This window comes from Thalassotalea agariperforans (assembly GCF_053470345.1).
The window spans coordinates 180,189-200,392 of record NZ_JBQMWH010000005.1; the positions used below are offsets into that span (position 1 = coordinate 180,189).

The 20,204-nt window shown below is 38.4% G+C and carries 24 protein-coding genes; 15 read left to right on the top strand and 9 right to left on the bottom strand.

What is annotated here, in order from left to right; genetic code table 11:
* Window positions 1–51: 51 nt before the first annotated feature.
* Together ACSLUO_RS09415 and ACSLUO_RS09420 are read right to left on the bottom strand one after the other, a co-directional pair.
* Complete coding sequence (locus tag ACSLUO_RS09415) at window positions 52–1,233, bottom strand: FAD-dependent oxidoreductase (RefSeq protein WP_448248230.1); 1,182 nt, start codon at window positions 1,231–1,233, stop codon at window positions 52–54.
* Window positions 1,234–1,489: 256 nt separating this feature from the next.
* Window positions 1,490–1,615, bottom strand: a complete 126-nt coding sequence (locus tag ACSLUO_RS09420) for a hypothetical protein (RefSeq protein ID WP_448248232.1) — start codon at window positions 1,613–1,615, stop codon at window positions 1,490–1,492.
* A 202-nt stretch (window positions 1,616–1,817) separates the two neighbouring features.
* On the opposite strand from ACSLUO_RS09420, the gene miaB reads away from it, so the two are divergent.
* From miaB to lnt, 5 genes are read left to right on the top strand one after another with little or no spacing between them, the layout of a single operon-like run.
* Window positions 1,818–3,260 (top strand): tRNA (N6-isopentenyl adenosine(37)-C2)-methylthiotransferase MiaB, encoded by a 1,443-nt coding sequence (gene miaB, locus ACSLUO_RS09425; RefSeq protein ID WP_448248234.1) that lies wholly within the window; start codon window positions 1,818–1,820, stop codon window positions 3,258–3,260.
* Window positions 3,261–3,290: 30 nt separating this feature from the next.
* Entirely contained in the window at window positions 3,291–4,373 is a 1,083-nt protein-coding gene (locus ACSLUO_RS09430; protein WP_448248236.1) for a PhoH family protein, read from the top strand.
* On the top strand, window positions 4,373–4,831 hold the full coding sequence (gene ybeY, locus ACSLUO_RS09435) for an rRNA maturation RNase YbeY (protein ID WP_448248238.1): 459 nt from the start codon (window positions 4,373–4,375) through the stop codon (window positions 4,829–4,831). Before ACSLUO_RS09430 ends, ybeY begins: the two co-directional genes overlap by 1 nt.
* Before the next feature lie 38 nt (window positions 4,832–4,869).
* On the top strand, window positions 4,870–5,748 hold the full coding sequence (locus tag ACSLUO_RS09440; protein ID WP_448248240.1) for a CorC family transporter: 879 nt from the start codon (window positions 4,870–4,872) through the stop codon (window positions 5,746–5,748).
* A gap of 4 nt (window positions 5,749–5,752) precedes the next feature.
* Window positions 5,753–7,336, top strand: a complete 1,584-nt coding sequence (lnt, locus tag ACSLUO_RS09445) for an apolipoprotein N-acyltransferase (protein WP_448248242.1) — start codon at window positions 5,753–5,755, stop codon at window positions 7,334–7,336.
* Between the two features lie 37 nt (window positions 7,337–7,373).
* Here lnt and rlmF read toward each other — a convergent pair whose 3' ends face one another.
* The 5 genes from rlmF to ACSLUO_RS09470 all read right to left on the bottom strand — a co-directional run bounded on the left by rlmF (window position 7,374) and on the right by ACSLUO_RS09470 (window position 10,973).
* Window positions 7,374–8,333, bottom strand: a complete 960-nt coding sequence (gene rlmF / locus ACSLUO_RS09450; protein ID WP_448248243.1) for a 23S rRNA (adenine(1618)-N(6))-methyltransferase RlmF — start codon at window positions 8,331–8,333, stop codon at window positions 7,374–7,376.
* 2 nt (window positions 8,334–8,335) lie between these two features.
* Entirely contained in the window at window positions 8,336–8,809 is a 474-nt protein-coding gene (locus tag ACSLUO_RS09455) for a DUF2947 domain-containing protein (RefSeq protein WP_448248245.1), read from the bottom strand.
* An 81-nt stretch (window positions 8,810–8,890) separates the two neighbouring features.
* On the bottom strand, window positions 8,891–9,730 hold the full coding sequence (locus ACSLUO_RS09460) for a DUF2884 family protein (protein ID WP_448248247.1): 840 nt from the start codon (window positions 9,728–9,730) through the stop codon (window positions 8,891–8,893).
* A 61-nt stretch (window positions 9,731–9,791) separates the two neighbouring features.
* Window positions 9,792–10,169: a hypothetical protein gene (locus ACSLUO_RS09465; RefSeq protein ID WP_448248249.1), complete on the bottom strand. Its 378-nt coding sequence runs from the start codon at window positions 10,167–10,169 to the stop codon at window positions 9,792–9,794.
* A gap of 459 nt (window positions 10,170–10,628) precedes the next feature.
* On the bottom strand, window positions 10,629–10,973 hold the full coding sequence (locus tag ACSLUO_RS09470) for a HopJ type III effector protein (protein ID WP_448248251.1): 345 nt from the start codon (window positions 10,971–10,973) through the stop codon (window positions 10,629–10,631).
* 194 nt (window positions 10,974–11,167) lie between these two features.
* Between ACSLUO_RS09470 and rsmE the strand changes: the two genes are divergently transcribed.
* The 5 genes from rsmE to hpf all read left to right on the top strand — a co-directional run bounded on the left by rsmE (window position 11,168) and on the right by hpf (window position 14,607).
* The gene (rsmE, locus tag ACSLUO_RS09475) at window positions 11,168–11,899 is read left to right on the top strand and encodes a 16S rRNA (uracil(1498)-N(3))-methyltransferase (protein ID WP_448248253.1); all 732 of its coding nucleotides are present in this window, start codon (window positions 11,168–11,170) and stop codon (window positions 11,897–11,899) included.
* A 24-nt stretch (window positions 11,900–11,923) separates the two neighbouring features.
* Complete coding sequence (gshB, locus tag ACSLUO_RS09480; protein WP_448248255.1) at window positions 11,924–12,874, top strand: glutathione synthase; 951 nt, start codon at window positions 11,924–11,926, stop codon at window positions 12,872–12,874.
* Window positions 12,875–12,901: 27 nt separating this feature from the next.
* Window positions 12,902–13,456, top strand: coding sequence for a YqgE/AlgH family protein (locus ACSLUO_RS09485; protein WP_448248257.1), 555 nt, complete (start codon window positions 12,902–12,904; stop codon window positions 13,454–13,456).
* Entirely contained in the window at window positions 13,456–13,908 is a 453-nt protein-coding gene (gene ruvX, locus ACSLUO_RS09490) for a Holliday junction resolvase RuvX (protein WP_448248259.1), read from the top strand. The genes ACSLUO_RS09485 and ruvX overlap by 1 nt, the downstream gene beginning before the upstream one ends.
* A 342-nt stretch (window positions 13,909–14,250) precedes the next feature.
* Entirely contained in the window at window positions 14,251–14,607 is a 357-nt protein-coding gene (hpf, locus tag ACSLUO_RS09495) for a ribosome hibernation-promoting factor, HPF/YfiA family (RefSeq protein ID WP_448248261.1), read from the top strand.
* A gap of 144 nt (window positions 14,608–14,751) precedes the next feature.
* Here the strand turns inward: hpf and ACSLUO_RS09500 are convergent, their stop codons facing one another.
* Window positions 14,752–15,876, bottom strand: a complete 1,125-nt coding sequence (locus ACSLUO_RS09500; protein WP_448248263.1) for a PilT/PilU family type 4a pilus ATPase — start codon at window positions 15,874–15,876, stop codon at window positions 14,752–14,754.
* Window positions 15,877–15,888: 12 nt separating this feature from the next.
* Window positions 15,889–16,935, bottom strand: a complete 1,047-nt coding sequence (locus ACSLUO_RS09505) for a type IV pilus twitching motility protein PilT (RefSeq protein ID WP_448248265.1) — start codon at window positions 16,933–16,935, stop codon at window positions 15,889–15,891.
* Between the two features lie 32 nt (window positions 16,936–16,967).
* Between ACSLUO_RS09505 and ACSLUO_RS09510 the strand changes: the two genes are divergently transcribed.
* The 5 genes from ACSLUO_RS09510 to ACSLUO_RS09530 all read left to right on the top strand — a co-directional run bounded on the left by ACSLUO_RS09510 (window position 16,968) and on the right by ACSLUO_RS09530 (window position 20,165).
* On the top strand, window positions 16,968–17,639 hold the full coding sequence (locus ACSLUO_RS09510; protein ID WP_448248266.1) for a YggS family pyridoxal phosphate-dependent enzyme: 672 nt from the start codon (window positions 16,968–16,970) through the stop codon (window positions 17,637–17,639).
* A 74-nt stretch (window positions 17,640–17,713) separates the two neighbouring features.
* Entirely contained in the window at window positions 17,714–18,526 is an 813-nt protein-coding gene (gene proC, locus ACSLUO_RS09515; protein WP_448248268.1) for a pyrroline-5-carboxylate reductase, read from the top strand.
* Window positions 18,527–18,565: 39 nt separating this feature from the next.
* On the top strand, window positions 18,566–19,114 hold the full coding sequence (locus ACSLUO_RS09520) for a YggT family protein (RefSeq protein WP_448248270.1): 549 nt from the start codon (window positions 18,566–18,568) through the stop codon (window positions 19,112–19,114).
* 3 nt (window positions 19,115–19,117) lie between these two features.
* Window positions 19,118–19,561 carry a DUF4426 domain-containing protein gene (locus ACSLUO_RS09525; RefSeq protein WP_448248272.1) on the top strand — a complete coding sequence of 148 codons (444 nt, stop codon included), beginning with the start codon at window positions 19,118–19,120 and terminating at the stop codon, window positions 19,559–19,561.
* A gap of 16 nt (window positions 19,562–19,577) precedes the next feature.
* Window positions 19,578–20,165, top strand: a complete 588-nt coding sequence (locus ACSLUO_RS09530; protein ID WP_448248274.1) for an XTP/dITP diphosphatase — start codon at window positions 19,578–19,580, stop codon at window positions 20,163–20,165.
* Window positions 20,166–20,204 lie beyond the last annotated feature (39 nt).

The window sequence follows — 20,204 nt, forward strand, 5'->3', positions numbered from 1 at the left end:
CATTTTGTATAAAGTTATTTTTCTATAACCGTTCCAATGTGTCACGTACCGTTAAGTTAAGCCACACGCATAAGCTAATGCTTTATTTTTTATCTGTTTATTAAGCACAGGTACATGATTAACAGCCATCAATCCAAGGTTTCTTAACCCTTTAATAATCGGTGATGGATGTGAAAATGTTTTATAAAGCGCGTCCATGGTCGACATCATCAATAAATTATCTGTTCGCCTTGCACTTTCATATCGACTTAATGTTTTAGCGCTATACCACGACTCTCCTTCACCAATTGCTGTTGCTAATGCTAACTGCAAAGCTTTTACATCTTTAAAGCCTAAATTAACGCCCTGCCCCGCTAATGGGTTAATGGTATGGGCAGCATCACCTAATAAGACAATACGGCCTTTAACATATTGATTAGCATGACGGCGGGTTAAGTTAAATGGCGCTTTGTTGATCACTTTAACATTCCCTAATCGACGAGGAAAATGCTGATGGATCTCTGCTGTTAAGGCGTCATTTGATAAGCCACTTAAGCGTTTAATTTCTGCTTTTTGATGATACCAAACCAAAGAGGCATTATTTCCCGGCAGTGGTAACATCGCTACCGGCCCCGTTTGAAAAAATTGCTGCCAAGTAATATCTTGTTGCTCAAGTGAGGTTTCAACATGAATTAACATGGCTGACTGTTGGTAATCCCAGCCGGTTGTGCCTATTTGCGCTAATGATCTCACTTGCGAATTAGCACCATCGCTCGCAATTAATAATTTAGCGGTGAGCACCTGCTCTGTTAAAGTTAATTTAACCTCATCAGCAAGCTGTTCAAAACCTTGCAACTGCTCAGGGCATAATAAGGTGATTTTACTTTGCTGCTGCACTTGTTGCCAAAGTGACAGTTGCAATAAACGGTTTTCAACAATATGCCCTAAATGAGCTTGTTGAATATCAGCACTATTAAATTCTGTATAAGCGTTTTCTTGCTCCCATACTCCCAAACGTTGGTAAGGGCATAAACGCCAATCAAGCAATTGTTGCCAAGCACCTAATTGTGTTAATAATTGTTCCGAGGCAAGCGAAATTGCAGAAACTCGTAAATCAAATGTTTGCTCTGGCGAAAAATCTGTCACAGGATATTTATCAATCAGTACTACCTTTAAACCAATATCGGCTAATGCAAGCGCCGTGGTTGCTCCCACCATACCAGCACCAATAACAGCACAATCGTAATCTGACATCGTTTATTATCCTATTTAGCAACTTATTCTAACGGTTATTATCGCCTAAGCGCTTGATTAAAAACCAACATTATATCGCTTTTAATCACGTTTATTTGTTTTAAATTAAATCAAGCTAAAAAATAATACAGCACACCCGTTTTATTTTGACGCGATAGCTTTGATCTCTGTCTACTTTATACCATTGCGTATAAAGAAGTGCTCACTTAGAACGGTATGGGCGGCATTAGAACAAACAAAATTTGTGAAGATATAGTTATTCTACATCAAATAAATTTTGTGCAGTTATCATGTTGCCCATACGTTCCCAAAGGGCGAGTTTTAAAGGCTTATATGCTGCGTTATTGATTTTGACAAGGGAATAACCATTCTCTTCAATCATTGCCTTGCCTCTAAGCCTTTAAATTCTCGCTAAGCGATCACTTTCTTATACGGATTGGTATTACTAGCACATTGCCGAGATAAAGAGTAAAATACGCGTCCATTATTGAAATGGCCGATAATAATTTAGCTAAGGGCTTTAAACGCCGTACTTTATTGAGGTCTTTCAAATTGAAATTAGTAATTTTGTAGGCACTGATCGAATGAGCAAAAAGCTGTATATTAAAACTTGGGGCTGCCAAATGAACGAGTATGACTCGCAAAAAATGGCAGAACTTCTTGATTCAACCCATGGTTATGAATTAGCGGAAGAAGCAGAAGATGCTGACGTTATTTTATTAAATACCTGTTCGATCCGTGAAAAAGCGCAAGAAAAAGTATTTCATCAACTTGGTCGTTGGAAAAACCTTAAAAAAACCAACCCAGATTTATTAATTGGTGTTGGTGGTTGTGTTGCTTCGCAAGAAGGTGACGCCATTCGTCAACGCGCACCTTTTGTTGATATGGTGTTTGGGCCACAAACCTTGCATCGTTTACCTGAAATGATCAAACAAGTGACTGGCAACAATGAGTCCGTTGTTGATGTTAGTTTTCCTGAAATAGAAAAATTTGATCGCTTACCTGAACCTAAAGCTGAAGGCGCAACAGCCTTTGTTTCGGTTATGGAAGGCTGTAGTAAATATTGTACTTTCTGTGTTGTTCCTTATACCCGTGGTGAAGAAGTTAGCCGTCCGCTTGATGATGTCCTTTATGAAGTGGCACAACTGGCTGAACAAGGTGTTCGTGAAGTTAATTTATTAGGCCAAAACGTTAATGGTTACCGCGGTGAAGCCCATGATGGCAGTATTTGTCGTTTTTCTGAATTATTACGTTTAATTGCCACCATTGATGGCATTGACCGTATTCGTTATACCACATCGCATCCCATCGAATTTACTGATGACATCATCGAAGTGTACAAAGATGTGCCGGAATTAGTAAATCATTTACATTTACCAGTACAAAGTGGTTCCGATCGCATTTTGGTACAAATGAAGCGTGGTCATACAGCATTAGAATATAAATCACAAATTCGTAAATTGAAAAAAGTACGCCCTGATTTATGTATGTCTTCAGACTTTATTATTGGCTTCCCTGGTGAAACCGACCAAGATTTTGAAGCAACCATGGATTTAATTAAAGCGATAGATTTTGATCTTAGCTTTAGCTTTATCTACAGTGCTCGACCAGGTACACCAGCAGCTGATTTACCTGATGATGTAAGTGAAGAAACGAAAAAACAACGCTTACAAATATTACAAGATACCATCAGTAATCAAGCATTGCGTATTGCCCGCCAAATGTTAGGGACAGAGCAACGTATTTTAGTGGAAGGTCCATCCAAGAAAAATCCAATGGAATTGCGTGGTCGTACTGAAAACAATCGTATTGTAAACTTTGAAGCACCCCATCATGTGATTGGTCAATTTGTTGATGTAAAAATTACCGATGTTTATTCAAACTCGTTACGTGGTGAACTAGTGCGTGAAGAAAAAGATATGGGCTTACGTATTGCCCATTCACCTGCCGATATCTTGGCAAACAACCATCACAACAAGCCAGCAGCTGGTGCCGATGTGTTGGGTGTAACTACCTTTACCCCTTAATTAATTCATTCTATTGCTCGGAAAATATTCTTGACTCAAACAATTATTAAAGAACTCAGCATTGAGCCTATCGACAACGATAGGCTTGCCAATTTATGTGGCCCGTTAAATGACAACATTAAAACTATTGAACGCCGTTTAGGGGTTGAAATTAATGTTCGTCATAATGATTTTAGGATCACAGGTGAACCTAATAACTGTGAAGCTGTTGCTAAGATACTAAAAAGCCTTTACATAGAAACTGCCACCGTTAAAGGGCAAGTAAAAGATATTTCACCTGATATAGTACATTTAGCGATCCTTGAGTCGAATGTCTTAGAGCAAGCCCCAACTGCACACGAAGCTGATTTCACTAAAATGGTTACCATTAAAACCAAACGCGGTATTATCAAGCCCCGTAATGGTAATCAATCGGCTTATGTGCAAAATGTCTTAACTAATGATATTAGCTTTGGTATTGGCCCTGCCGGTACCGGTAAAACCTATTTGGCAGTTGCATGTGCTGTTGATGCCCTAGAGCGCCAAGAAGTTCGCCGTATCTTATTAACTAGACCAGCAGTTGAGGCGGGTGAAAAATTAGGTTTTTTACCGGGTGATCTATCTCAAAAAGTAGACCCATACTTACGCCCACTTTATGACGCTTTGTTCGAAATGTTAGGTTTTGAAAAAGTTGAAAAACTGATCGAACGTAGTGTGATTGAAGTAGCGCCACTTGCTTATATGCGTGGTCGTACTTTAAACGATGCCTTTATTATTTTAGATGAAAGCCAAAACACCACCACAGAGCAAATGAAAATGTTCTTAACCCGTATCGGTTTTAATTCCCGTGCGGTGATCACCGGTGATATTACTCAAGTGGATTTACCACGCGGAGTAAAATCTGGTTTACGTCATTCAATTGAAGTATTAAATGATATTCCAGGGGTTAGCTTTAACTTTTTCCAATCGAAAGATGTAGTACGTCATCCCGTTGTTGGCCGTATTGTTGATGCTTATGAAAAACATGAGCAAAAAATACAAGCTATAAAAGATGCGTTAAAAAAAGAAAAAACCGCTGATGAGCAAGCAAAATCAGCAGATAATGCGGCAACGAATAAAGCAGAACAAGCATAGTGAGCATTACCTTAGATTTACAAGTTGTGCACCCAAGTGAAAATCTGCCAACAGCGCAAGAGTTTCAAACTTGGGTGGATACGGCATTATTACCTTATAATAAGCCTTTTGAGCTCACTATTCGCATTGTCGCGAACGATGAAAGCCAACAACTTAACCATCAATACCGCGATAAAAATAAACCTACCAATGTTTTATCGTTTCCTTTTGAAGTACCTGATGGTATTGAGCTAGACTTATTAGGCGACTTAGTTATTGCCGCGGATGTGGTGAGCCAAGAAAGTATTGAACAAAACAAAAGTTTAACCGCCCACTGGGCACATATGGTTATACACGGATGCTTGCATTTATTGGGATTTGATCATATAAGTGATGATGAAGCTGATGAAATGGAAAGCATTGAAATTCAATTATTAGCTAAATTAGGGTTTAAAAACCCATACGAAGCAACAATATAACGTGTTTTACACAATTTTATAGGAAATACAAAGGCTCTATGAGCGACGATAACCCCCACTCTAGCAACGGTTCCTCGAATAAATCATTTTTGGATAAAATATTTCAAGCATTTACCGGAGAACCGCAAAATAAAGAAGAATTGGTTGAAGTATTAAATGACGCAAAAGACCGCGATTTAATTAATCCTGAAACCAAATTAATGATCGAAGGCGTACTAGAAGTATCTGAAATGCGCGTTCGAGAAATCATGATCCCACGTTCACAAATGGTGACATTAGATATCACCATGAAAATTGATGAGTTTTTACCGACTATTCTTGAATCGGCACACTCTCGCTTCCCTGTTGTGAATGACGATATTGATCATGTTGAAGGTATTTTATTAGCTAAAGATCTACTCGCTTATGGCTTTAAACAAAAACACCAAGATTTTTGTTTAGCCGACATTATTCGCCCTGCGATCATCGTTCCTGAAAGTAAAAAAGTTGAACCTCTACTGAAAGAATTTCAGTCACAACGTTACCATATGGCAATTGTTGTTGATGAATACGGCGGGGTTTCAGGTTTAGTTACTATCGAAGATATTTTAGAACTCATTGTTGGTGAAATTGAAGATGAAACTGATGATGAAATTGAAGAAGATATTAAACATCTTGCCAGCAATGTATATAACGTTCGAGCATTAACGGCCTTAGATGACTTTAATGAATTCTTTAATTGTGAATATAACGAAGAGCAAGCAGATACTATCGGTGGTATTGTGCTACATCAATTTGGCCATATGCCAAGAAAAGATGAAACCGTTGCTATTGACGATTTTGAGTTTAAAATCACGGCTGCCGACAGCCGCAGAATTCAATCGTTACAAGTTACCATTCCAAAAGACCACGTCATTTTAGGCAAAAAGAACGACTAACATCATGTTAAAAAACATGTTTTCAGCTGTTTTAGCCTTTGTTAAAAACAAAACAAACTGGCTCAGCTTTATTGCTGGGCTAAGTTTAGTTTTTGCTTATGCCCCTTTTGAACAATGGTGGTTACCTTTAATCATCATTCCTTGCTGGTTATTTTTACTCGATAAAAATAATACTAAACCAGTTCAAGCCTGTTATGCGTTTGCGGTTGGTTGGTTTACCAGTGGTATTAGTTGGGTTCATGTCAGTATTGCTGACTTTGGCGGTATGCCATTGTTGGTGTCATTATTATTGATGTTTTTCCTTTGTTTATACCTTGCTTTATATCCAGCCTTAAGCTGTTGGTTAAGTATTAAAACCGCACGCTATCTTAACTCTGAACAAAAATTAAACCTTTGGTTATTAGCCCCCTTTTGGTTATTAACCGAATACTTTCGAGAACATTTTTTAACTGGTTTTCCTTGGCTTTCTTTAGGTTACAGCCAAATAAATAGTCCGTTAAACAGCCTTGCTCCTATTGTTGGTGAAACCGGTATCACCTTAGTGCTGTTATTATTAAGTATTGCATTAGTGCGCTTGTTCCAAGCTAAAGAGCGCATATTAAGTGCATTGATCATAATATTTTGTGGTGTCAGCATAGTGTTCGCATCAACACAAAGCTGGGTAACCGTAACCGGAAAAACGATCAAAACAGCGTTAGTACAAGGTAATATTGCGCAAGAGTTAAAATGGTTACCCGAAAAAGAATGGCCAACTTTAGAGCTTTATTTATCATTAACCGAAGCGACTCAAAATATTGATATTTTTGTTTGGCCTGAGTCGGCAATCCCAGCATTAGAGCCAAGCGTGCAAGATTATTTAAAAGTAGTAAACGAGCATGCAAATAGCACAAATAGCGCGGTGATCACCGGCATCATTAATTATAACTTTGAGCAACGCAGTTTTTTTAATAGCGTTATTGTTTTAGGTAATAAAACCGATCAACAAGCGTTTGGAAATTATTTATATGGCCATGAAAATCGTTACAGCAAACATCATTTATTACCTATTGGTGAATTTGTCCCGTTTGAAGATTGGCTACGACCAATAGCACCACTGTTTAATTTACCCATGTCTTCGTTTAAACGAGGCGATTATATACAGCCAAACCTGCAAGCTAAAGATATTCAAATACTTCCCTTATTATGCTTTGAAATCGCGTTTCCTGAGCAATTAGCCGCTAACTACACTGATAACACTCAATTATTATTAACCGTGAGTAACGACGCTTGGTTTGCCGATTCACATGGCCCACATCAGCACATGGAAATTGCTCGCATGCGTGCGCTGGAATTTGGCCGACCATTAGTCCGTTCAACAAATACAGGGATCACCGCTGCGGTTAACCATTATGGCCAATTCATCAATCAGTTACCGCAATTTGAACAAGGGGTGTTAATTTCAGATATCGCCTTGGTTGAGGGGATAACACCTTACGCAAAATGGGGACGAATGCCCATTTATAGTTTTGCATTTGGCTTTTTATTGCTGATGTTATACCTTGCTCGACGTCAATCTCGGTGCCAACCTAACCTAAGCAAACAAGACTAAAAATAACTATCTAAGCTTAGCTTCAGCACTTAGGGCGTTAACTTAAGTGCTGTTTTACCCAAAGTTGCTGCGCTGATGGCGACAAAAAGCTCCAACAAATAACACGGGTAACTTTTTGCCCTTGCACCATTTTTAATATTTTTATTTGGCTTACTTTCGCTTTTTTCAGTGACAACTTCAGGGCACTTAAACTGTCTTTTTTTGACACCAGTGAAGTAAACCATAACACTTGTGAACGAAACGCTTTACTATCGCGGATCATATTGCGAATAAACTTCACTTCACCACCTTCACACCACAACTCAGCATTTTGACCACCAAAATTAAGCGTTTTAACACTTGTTTGCTGCTCTTTGCCCTTAGCGGCTTTCATTAAGTTTTGCTGCTTCTTAATACTGCCTTGACTAGCTTCTAGCTGGGAACGATGAAATGGTGGATTAGATAAGGTAAAGGTAAAATATTCATTAGCTTGGATAATACCGTGAAAAATGCAGTCTTTATCCGCTTGTAATCGACAGTCTATTTGCCCTTGTAAGCCAGTATTATTTGCAATTATCTTCTTAACATTTGCTAATGACGGTGCCGAAATATCACTTGCCACAAACTGCCAAGCATATTCAACAACCCCAAGAATTGGGTAAATAGCACTAGCTCCGGTACCAATATCAAGTGCTTTGATTTTCTTATTCTCTGTCAGCTTAATATCGTTATACTCAGCTAATAAGTCGGCTAAATAATGTAAATAATCCAGTCGGCCAGGAACACCTGGGCATAACGCGTTGGCGGGTAGTTGCCAGTCGTTAATTTGATACGCACTTTTTAATAATGCCGTGTTTAACGCCAGTACCGCTTGAGGTAAAGCAAAATTAATGGAAGCCGTTTTGTTTATCGTTTGAATAATAAAAGCTTTTAATGGCGGATAAGCTAACGCTAACTGGTGCAGATCATAGCCTTTGGCAAAACGGTTATTGGCATGCAAAGACACCGGCTTAGCCACAATTAAGCCTTATTGCCAATTTTAAACGTACCATTTGAAAAGAACTGTACCGCTTGTTGACGCTTTTTACCGATCAGTATGGTGCCGTCATCCATAAATAAGAAGTTTTTCCAGCAACGTTGAAATACTGCCCAAGTGGTTTCAATGACTTTTTCACGACTTGAACAAAAATAAACAACGGTATTTACATCCCAAGCTAAATGTTCAGTTACAAGCTCCGGTAAGTCAGGCTCATCACTGTCCCAAATACCTTCCCATTTTCCGGTATCAAGCCAGGTGTTTTTTTCAAACGGCCAATCACCCGCTTTAAAAAAATCAGGATGATCCACTTGTTTGCTAATAAAAGCATCCCAAACCTGCATTGCCCGCGCGGCAGACATTGGCTTGATTTTCATTAAATCATCAGGAGTTATTGGTAAACTTTTGTGGCGAAATATCCAAGCGTTTTTCAGCTCATCAAGACTAATATATGACATGAAACCTATCTAAAAAATTATAAACACGCTAATTATACGTTAACCCCGCTAAGATGCGAGTGCCGTGAACAACGAAAGGCTCTAATGAACAGTACGTAAAAATACTTTCGTATTTGCTAGTTCAGCAATGGTAGTAAGCAATTTTTCTTCTAATGGTACCAGTTGCACAATAGCTGGACACAAGGCTTTAGCTTTTTGCTCTATCTCTGCCTTTTTAGTGGTCATGGCGTTATTAATTTCACTCTTTAATTTAGCAACTTTCGCTTCAACCGACGACATTTTTTCACCCGAAAACAAAACGCCTTGCAGTAAGCTCGCCATTGATTCCGCTAACGCAGAGGCGATAATTTTTTGTGCTCGCAACTCCACATCACCTTGATAAAACTCAGCTAAAAAATGGCCTTCTTGATCTAGATAAACGGTATTATTACCATCAAGTCGGTAATCAATTTTTTTATTAATCAAGGTCAATTCATTTCTTATATCAGCTAAGGTTGCACTGTTATTACCTAAAAAACTGGTAAAGCTATTAGCTGTTGCTAACGCGATACTGATGATGTCGTGACTCGTTTTTTTAATTTTAGGGATAAGGGCACGAATATGTTGCTGATAAGCTGCCAGATGTTTTTGCTGCTGCAAAGTTAATTTTATTTTTTGCTGTTTTATTAATAACTGGTTGTTAGCCGCTATTTGATAAACTACTTGCTGGTTACGATAAAAAGTGATGGTTGAAGGTGTAATTTCAACATCACTTTTTAAACGAATACCACAAGCGGTATTATATTTTGGTGATTCGGTTAGCTGATTCATCGTTGCCGTTTGCGCTGCTAGCTGTGTTTCTGGCAAACTTAACGCTGAAGCAATATTAACAGTTAACCCCACAAACCAACTAAGACTGGCTAGCACTATAAATTTTTTCATGTAAATCCTTTTATAAATAATGTTTTATAAAGCAGGGTTTAGACGGCATTTAACCATATAACTAGCCACACAGCCAAAGGTTAGCTTCATCTTCATTACGAAAGTTTCGTAATAAAATATTTTTGTTACTGGCTAACTCTTGTAAAAAAGCGTTTTTCCTAAATTGATTATTCACTAAACGAGCAACTTTAAAAGGGGTTAATTTTTTCTCTAATATCGTCATCACATTAAGCATATCATAAGATTCATAGCCCATATAAAGCTCACGCATATCAATTAAGATTTTTTCTGCCCCTTCCATTTTGGCAATTTCAATAGCTTCATAATAACTATTTAGCATATCCACAGCTAAAGCATGGCCGCTAACTTTAACAGACAATAAAGGTTGTTTTACGGTGATATGACAAGTAAAGCTTGCCGCTTCATGCACTTTAGACATTACGATCACCTTTCAAATGTAACCGTTCAGGACAAGAAGAAGTGCGAGCTATGCTCAATGTTTTTTGACACTGAAAAGTTTCAGCGCATGAAAGAGTAAGTACTGATTGCTCAGTACCTAAAAAATATTTCTGTTTTTTGACCAATACCATAGTAACTTTAAACAACTTCTATAAAAGTTACGTGTAAAAGAGAATTTAAGTTAAAAATAATCAGAAAATACAGATTAAGCTTAATACCAAGTAAAAATTCTAGCGCTTTTACTCGTCATTAACCCTGACTTAACGATTTATTAACTAATCTATCCTAGGTTGCTCTTTAAACCCGTGATTTTATGCAATATCGACCTGATATCGCGAATTAAGCCGACATGATATTACATTTTAACGACATTATCAATTTCCCATAATGTCGTTAATTTACAAAAAACCGGCTCAATTTAAAGCAAATTAAAGCAAAGTTATCGCAAACTTAAAGCAGGTGCATCAAAACTAACACCAGCCCAACCTGATACCATAAAGTTACGAATATTGGCGTGATCATTTGCCTCTGGGTGCTCTAAAACATCTTCTCGGTAATAATGACCAAAACACGCCAATGTTGCTTGCTCAGATAAACCATTTAATTTCGCAAAAGCAAAAATCTTACATGAGCCTTCATTTGTGCCTTGTTCATTCACCGCGTCACCATTAACAAAACGTGTTGGTGTGTAATGATAAAAATCGTTAATAACGGCGATAACTTCGTCGAAATTAACCTCATCGGGAGAATTTGATAAACGTTCTAGCAAAATAGCAACTGACATAAAAAACCTTACATAAGAAAATAAAAATAAAGCCGCTATTTTGAGGCAAAAGCGATCATAATAAAAGCACCTCCCTGAGTATTTTTATCGTCTTACGCTATTGTATTTTTATGCTCACGCCCTTATGTTGTAAATAGTTTGAACAGGCTATGATCAGGGTCTGTTTTATATTTTTACTATAATTAAAAAACACTATGCGCCAACCGAGAATTTATCAAAATCAACCACTGAATGTGGCTGAAACCATTACCCTTGATGATAATGCAATAGCTCATCTCATCCGGGTGCTGCGCTTACCCGAGCAGAGCCCGATTATCTTATTCAATGGTGATGGTAATGACTATCACGCAACCCTTTGCAACGTGAGTAAAAAATCAGCACAAGCAGCTATTAATCAGGTTGAAGAAAAGCGCGCTGAATCGCCATTAAATATTCATTTAGGCCAAGGTATTTCTCGTGGTGATAGAATGGATTTTACCTTGCAAAAGTCGGTAGAATTAGGGGTAAATACCATCACCCCATTATTTACCGAGCGTTGTGGCGTAAAACTAAATAAAGAACGATTAGCGAAAAAAGTCGAGCAATGGCAAAAAATAGTGATCAGTGCTTGTGAGCAATGTGGTCGTAGTACGATACCCGAAGTAAAAGAGCCAATAACATTAACTGAATGGCTAGCTCAGCAAACAGATGCCCTGAAGCTCAATTTACATCCTAAAGCTGAACATTCAATTATGTCGTTACCAATAGAGAATCAACGAGTGCGTTTATTAATTGGCCCAGAAGGTGGATTAAGTGATGATGAAATAAACCAAGCAAGCCAAGCGAACTTTATTGACGTTTTACTCGGTCCTAGAATATTAAGAACAGAAACTGCGGCTCTCACCGCCATAACGGCATTACAATGTCGATATGGTGATTTAGCTTAAATAGCCCCTAATTTGGAATAAATTATGACAATTAAACTTGGTATAGTGATGGATCCCATCTCAGCCATTAAAGTAAAAAAAGACTCTTCACTGGCAATGATGCTTGAAGCACAAAAACGTGGTTATGAAATTTATTACATGGAAATGCAAGACCTTTATTTGCAGCAAGGTCAAGCGCGTGCCAATACTAAAAAAGTTACCGTTGCTGATGATGAAAGCAATTGGTATCAATTCGACGCAGAGCAAGATATTGCTTTAAGCGAATTAGATGCCATTTTAATGCGTAAAGATCCCCCATTTGATACCGAGTTTATCTACGCAACTTATATTCTAGAACGTGCAGAAGTTGCCGGTACTCTGATTGTTAATAAACCGCAAAGTTTACGTGACTGTAATGAAAAACTGTTCACCGCTTGGTTTGCTGAGTTAACGCCAAAAACCTTGGTAACTCGTAATGCCAAACAAATACGCCAATTTCTAGCGCAAGAAAAAGACATGATCATTAAACCACTCGATGGTATGGGTGGCTCTTCGATTTTCCGCGTACAAGAAAATGATCCTAATGTTGGGGTGATCATTGAAACCCTAACCAATCACGGCCAGCAATATACTATGGTGCAAGAATATATGCCGGCCATTAAAGACGGTGATAAACGGATTCTTATCGTCAATGGTGAGCCAATGCCTTATTGTTTAGCCCGTATTCCTGCACAAGGTGAAACACGCGGTAATTTAGCAGCCGGTGGCCGAGGTGAAGCTAGACCATTATCTGCCAGTGACAAATTAATTGCTGAAACAATTGCACCTGAATTGAAAAAACGTGGGCTATACTTTGTAGGATTAGATGTTATTGGCGACAAAGTGACTGAAATCAATGTTACTAGCCCAACGTGTATTCGCGAGATAGAGGCCGCTTATCCAATCAACATCAGCGGTAAACTGATGGATGCGATTGAAGAGCAACTGGGCCAATAACCATTTTCAACTAAGAGGTAAGAGGGTATGGAAAGTTTAGAGAACCAATTATTAATTGCTATGCCTTCGCTTGACGATCCTATGTTCACAAAAACAGTGACCTACATTTGTGAACATAACGATGAAGGCGCTATGGGGTTGATCATTAACTTACCGATAAACGTTACCGTTAATGAACTATTAGCCGAAATAAATGCCGATAAAGCACAGCAACCTAAGCTTGATCAAAAAGTCCTTACTGGTGGGCCGGTATCACCGAACCGAGGTTTTGTGCTACATAGCCCACAAGGTGGTTGGTCGAGTTCATTAGCACTTAGCGATGAAGTGATGATCACTACATCAAAAGACATTTTAGAAGCGCTTGGTACCGACAAAGAACCACCACAATATATGGTAACTTTAGGTTATGCCGGCTGGGGTCCTGGCCAGTTAGAGCAAGAATTACAAGCTAATTCTTGGCTAACCATTCCGGCAGATAATCAAATATTGTTTGAAACCCCCATTGAAGAACGTTGGAAAAAAGCCACTGAAAAGTTAGGTATAGATATCGCTCATTTGTCTTCAGATGTGGGACATGCTTAATGGCTAATAAAACCAAAGAAATGGGTCAGCGCTCGGTTTTAGGCTTTGATTTTGGCAAAAAGTTTATCGGCATTGCCATTGGTCAAGAACTTACCGGTAGCGCTTCCCCCTTAGGCTCAGTAAAAGCCAATGATGGCATTCCTAATTGGGATAACATTGAAAAATATTTAAAAGAATGGCTACCTGACTACCTCGTGGTCGGTTTACCGCTCAATATGGACGGTACTGAGCAACCGCTAACCAAAGCGGCAAAAAAGTTTGGTAATCGCCTGCATGGTCGTTTTGGGCTACCGGTTGAATTTCAAGATGAAAGGCTAACCACGGCAGATGCCAAAGAACGTTTATTTGCCCAAGGTGGTTATAAAAATTTAACAAAAGATAATGTTGATGCCCTGTCCGCATCGCTGATCATTGAAAGCTACTTTGAGCACTTATACTCAAACGACGGCTAAAGGTTTTAAACAACTAAATTTCAGCATGTGTAAAAATTATCTCGACTAGGCATTCTTTGCTAGGAATTCTTTACTAGGTATTCTTTACCAGGTATTACTGGCAATTAATGCCTATCTCCTATTCAAATCAATCACAAAGTAACGACATGCCTGCATTAACAGCTCTTGTATTGAATGCATTGCATAGCTCATATGAATAGCACGTATGTATAACTCATATGTATAGTAATTAAACAGACCCTAAGATTAATATCAATAAAAATAAAATAAATAAAAATAAAACTTGTAATTTATTTCATTATCCCCAAATCTATAGGTGAGGTAACAACAAAAGGAATCCTTATGAAAATAAATCTTTCTGGTCACCACATAGACGTTACTCCTTCAATTACAGAGCACGTAGAAGAAAAATTTCAAAAAATTGCTAACCATTTCCCAACCCTTATTGCTGTAGATATGATCCTGTCTAAAGAACATGGAAAAGTTCAGCTTGAAATCACCGCAAATTATGAAGGTGCAAGAATTTCAGCCGCCGCTAGTGACGATGTTATGTATCCTGCTATTGCCAGCGCAATGAAAAAATTTGATGCCGCATTGAAGCATCGTAAAGGTCAGTTAAAAGCTAATTTACATTCAAAGCCGATCAGCAGCGCGCCTGATATTGCACATGAAAAAGTGCAAGAAATGCAACTTAACTAATTGATTCAAAGTAGCGGTTAACGCAATCATACCAACCGCTACTTACACATTAACTTCCTATCATCGTTAAAAAATAGTAACGATAAAATAAAAAAAGTCTGAACCATGGTTCAGACTTTTTATTTAGCTCAAAACCCCGTTGGTTTATTCTTTCGGAGCTAAGCCATCTAATGTCACACCACTTAACGAACCTGAACCACCTTGGTCATTACTACGTAACTTGATCATTAAGCGTAAATCGTTCGGTGAATCAGCATGATGCAGTGCATCAGCATAGTTAATAGCACCACGTTGATAATGGTTAAATAAGGCTTGGTCAAAGGTCTGCATACCTTGATCCGTTGATTTTTGCATCACCTCTTTAATTTCATCAACCGCACCTTTTTTGATTAACTCAGAAACGTAAGGTGAATTAAGTAAAATTTCAATAGCGGCAACACGACCATGACCATCTTTAGTTGGAATTAACTGCTGGGCAATAATGCCACGTAAGTTTAACGCCAAATCAAAAAGTAATTTACCATGCTGCTCTGCTGGTACTAAATGCATAATACGGTCAATAGCTTGGTTAGCATTATTCGCATGGAGCGTGGCAATACATAAATGGCCAGTTTCGGCAAAACTTAACGCATGTTCCATGATCTCTTGGCTACGAATTTCACCAATTAAAATGACATCAGGTGCTTGTCGCAGTGAACTTTTCAGAGCAGCATCAAAGCTTTCTGTATCAAGGCCAACTTCACGTTGCGTGATCATACATTTTGCATGTTCGTGGACAAACTCCACCGGATCTTCAATCGTTAAAATATGCCCTCGTGAGTTACGATTACGATAACCGATTAACGCAGCCATTGAGGTAGATTTACCGGTACCGGTACCACCAACAAATAACACTAAGCCGCGTTTCGACATCACCACTTCTTTTAATACCGAAGGTAAGCCTAAATCATCAACATCAGGAATTTCAGTAACAATACGGCGAATAACCATGCCCGCCATATCACGCTGCCAAAATGCCGAAATACGAAAACGGCCAATACCATCAATTGATATAGCAAAGTTACACTCTTTCTCTGTATCAAATTGTAGCTTTTGCTTTTCATTCATCGAATTATGAACTAGCCCTAACGCGGCATCAGGCGATAAAACCTGATCATCAATTGGCTGTAATTCACCATTAATTTTGGCACTAACCGGTAATTTAGCGGTAACAAACATATCGGATGCGCCCGCTTTTACCATTTTTTGTAATAAATCATGAAAATTCATAACGTCACCTAATTAATAACCGCCAGAAAATTGATTTTTATCATGCGCTTTTGCGGCAGCATCTTGGCGACTGATCAAACCACGATTCACTAAGTTTAATAAACATTGATCCATCGTTTGCATACCATGTGACATACCAGTTTGAATAGCTGAATACATTTGAGCAATTTTATCTTCACGAATTAAATTACGGATCGCCGGCACACCAATCATAATTTCATGGGCTGCCACTCGGCCACCCCCCACTTTTTTCACTAAGGTTTGCGATATAACAGCACGTAATGATTCTGATAACATTGAACGCACCATAGATTTCTCTTCCGCTGGGAAAACATCAATAATACGGTCAATGGTTTTTGGTGCTGAGGTAGTATGCAAAGTACCAAACACTAAATGACCTGTTTCTGCAGCTGTCATAGCAAGGCGAATAGTTTCTAAATCACGCATTTCACCCACCAATATCACATCGGGATCTTCACGTAACGCTGAACGTAATGCATTACTAAAACTTAAAGTATCGCGGTGAACTTCTCGTTGGTTGATCAAACATAATTTATTCTCATGAACAAATTCAATAGGATCTTCAATGGTTAAAATATGGTGATGTTTATTGGCATTAATATAATCAACCATAGCAGCTAAGGTTGTAGATTTACCCGAGCCGGTTGGCCCAGTCACTAACACTAAGCCACGAGGGTTGTCGGCAATATCACGGAAACTGTCAGGACAGCCTAATTGTTCCATGGTTAATACGGTACTAGGAATGGTACGAAAAACTGCCGCAGGGCCGCGATTTTGGTTAAAAGCGTTAACCCTGAAACGCGCTAAATTAGGTACTTCAAATGAAAAATCAACTTCTAAATGTTGTTCATATTCTTTGCGCTGACGGTCATTCATAATATCATAGACCAAAGCGTTAACGTCTTTTTCATCAAAAGCTGGTATATTAAGTTTCCTTACATCACCATCAACACGAATAGACGGTGGTGTACCAGTAGATAAATGTAAATCAGATGCGCCGTGTTCAACACTAAACGCTAAGAGTTCTGTAATATCCATAAAAACCTCTTTTAACAATTAAAATATCAAGCATGATTAACATTAAAGATAACCTTGCAAAGGTAGAACAGCAAATAAAACAAGCTTGCCAATTGGCAAATAGAGACGCTTCTCAAGTACAATTGCTTGCAGTTAGTAAAACAAAACCTAATGCGCAAATTGAACAAGCTTATTTTGCTGGTCAACGACAATTTGGTGAAAGTTACATTCAGGAAGCGGTTGAGAAAATTGAGGCGCTGCCACACTTACCAGAGATCGTTTGGCATTTTATTGGCCCTATTCAATCGAATAAAACCAAGTATATTGCCAGTCACTTTTCTTGGGTACATAGTGTCGACAGAGTCAAAATTGCACAACGACTGAATGAACAACGTGGTAGTGAAGATACCCCGCTAAATGTTTGTTTACAAGTCAATATTAGTGATGAAAGCTCAAAATCCGGCGTCACTTTAGATAAACTGGCGGAATTAGCAGCAAGTGTAGCTACGTTGCCTAATTTAAGCTTACGCGGGTTAATGGCAATTCCCGAAAAAAACGCCAGTGATGAAAGTTTTCTTAAAATGCAGCAAGTCTTCATTGAATATCAGAAAAAATACCCAACTATAGATACATTATCTATGGGTATGTCGGCAGATTTAACACCGGCCATCGCAGCAGGTTCAACCATGGTTAGAATTGGCTCAGCCATTTTTGGTAGTCGATAGCTCAAAGCTTCTAGCTTCTAGCTTCTAGCTTCTAGCTTCTAATAAAGTAAAACACAACGTAATTAAGGTTCCCAATGAGTAAAATAGCATTTATCGGCGCAGGTAATATGAATAGCGCAATTATCTTAGGATTATTAAATAGTGGCATGAACGCCAAAGATATTATTGTTGCTAACCCTTCGCCAGCAAAACGTGAAGCATTAGCTGAGCAGCATGGCATTCTCCAAACCGCTGATAATAACGAAGCTGTTGCTTTTGCCGATGTTATTGTACTTGGTGTAAAACCCCATTTAATTAGTGATGTTTGTCAGCAAATCAGTCAGGAAAATGATGTTAGCCAAAAATGCTTTTTATCAGTTGCCGCTGGTACCCTAGTTTCAACCATACAACAAGCGTTAGGTGGTAACGTTGCCGTAGTTAGAACTATGCCAAATACCCCTTCTCAGCTTGGTTTAGGTATTACCGGTGCTTTTCCATCACCAGAAGTAACTGCTGAGCAAAAAGCCATCAGTGAACAATTAATTAAAGCCGTTGGCGAAATTGTTTGGTTAACCGAAGAAGCACAAATTGACCAAATTACGGCTGTATCAGGTTCAGGCCCTGCTTATTACTTTTTATTTATGGAAGCGATGGAAAACAAAGCAAAAGAATTTGGTTTCACGCCAGAACAAAGCCGTTTATTAGTACAACAAACAGCATTAGGCGCAGCAACCATGGTTGCAAAAAATGATATTTCTATCGGCCAATTAAGAGCCAACGTGACCTCTAAAGGTGGTACCACACAAGCCGCATTAACTTCATTTATTGACGGCGGGTTGGCTGAATTAGTTGAGAAATCAATGGACGCTGCCGTTGCCAGAGCAAAAGAAATGGCTAACAATAGCTAAAAACGACTAAAAATTTCACCTTATTAGTAGGAGTTATTAATGCAAGCCATTAATTATTTACTTGATTTTATCTTTGAAGCCCTTGTTGTTGTGCTTATTTTGCGTGTTTGGTTACAAGCCGTTCGTGCTGATTTTTATAATCCATTAAGCCAATTTATTGTCAAGGTAACTAACCCAGTAGTTATCCCTTTTCGTCGCGTCTTGCCAAGTATTGGCGCTTTAGACACAGCAACCTTGTTATTAGCGTTTATTTTCTCAGCGTTAAAGTTCATTGTTATCCCTTTAATTAATGGCGCGGGTCTTGATTTATTTACCTCGTTCTATTTAGGGTTTATCGCCTTAATCAAACAAACCGGTGTGTTATTATTTATGCTGATGTTAGTGATGGCAATTATGAGTTGGGTTGTGCAAGGTTATAACCCTACCCTCGCAATATTCCATCAATTAACCGAGCCGTTTTTAAAGCCTATTCGCAATATTATTCCAAGTATTGGCGGTTTAGATTTATCTATTTTAGTGGCATTTTTACTGCTCAATGTTATTAATATTTTGCTATCTGGTGCCGTACCCTACTGGGGAGTTATTTAAGATATGAGCCTTAATAAACGTTTGTTTACTTATGTTATTAGTTTGTCTGCCCTGCTTTTATCAATAGCGGTGCCCGCACAAAACATGCAAAAACTTGGTAGCTTAGATGTTCATTATATTGCCATAAATTCAACCTTTTTAACGCCAGATATTGCCAAAACTTATGGCATTACCCGTAGTAAAATTAATGCCCTGATTAATATCTCGGTGTTAGATAATAGCCTTGCGGGTAAGCCGACTAAAACGGCAAATGTCTACGGCACTGCCACCAACTTATTAGGGCAAAGTAAAACCTTAGAATTTGTTGAAGTAAAAGAAGGTGACGCTATTTATTATTTAGCTGAGCTGAATTTTTCAAACGAAGAAATATTTCGCTTTGATATTAAAATTAATACTCAAGACAGCAATGAAACCTTGAAGTTTCAACACAAGTTTTATGTCGATTAGTGCAACCGAGAATATTATGTCTAAAACCATCGTACTAGCCACGGGAAACCCGGGTAAAGTAAAAGAGTTATCACAATTATTATCACAGCATAATATAAAGATAGTGCCACAAAGTGACTTTAATGTGCCTGACGTCCCAGAAACAGGTACTACCTTTGTTGAAAATGCAATAATTAAAGCGCGACATGCCGCTAAATTAACAGGCTTAGCTGCTATTGCTGATGACTCTGGCTTAGAAGTTGATGCCCTCAATGGTGAGCCTGGTGTCTATTCAGCTCGTTATGCTGGTGACAATGCTACGGATGAAAAAAATAACGCCAAATTATTAAATGAATTAAAAGACATTAAAGCAGATAAACGCACTGCTCGTTTTCATTGTGTTTTAGTTTATTTACGCCATGAACATGATCCAACCCCCGTGATTTGTCACGGCGTGTGGGAAGGCAGTATATTAACTGAACCTCGTGGCGAACAAGGTTTTGGTTACGATCCTTTATTTTGGCAAGAATCATTACAATTATCATCGGCAGAATTAGATCGCGATGTCAAAAACAGCTTAAGTCATCGTGGTAAAGCATTAGCTGAGCTCGTTAAACACTTTTAATGATTTCATTTTTTGTTAAAGGCAAGCTAAAACTTAAGC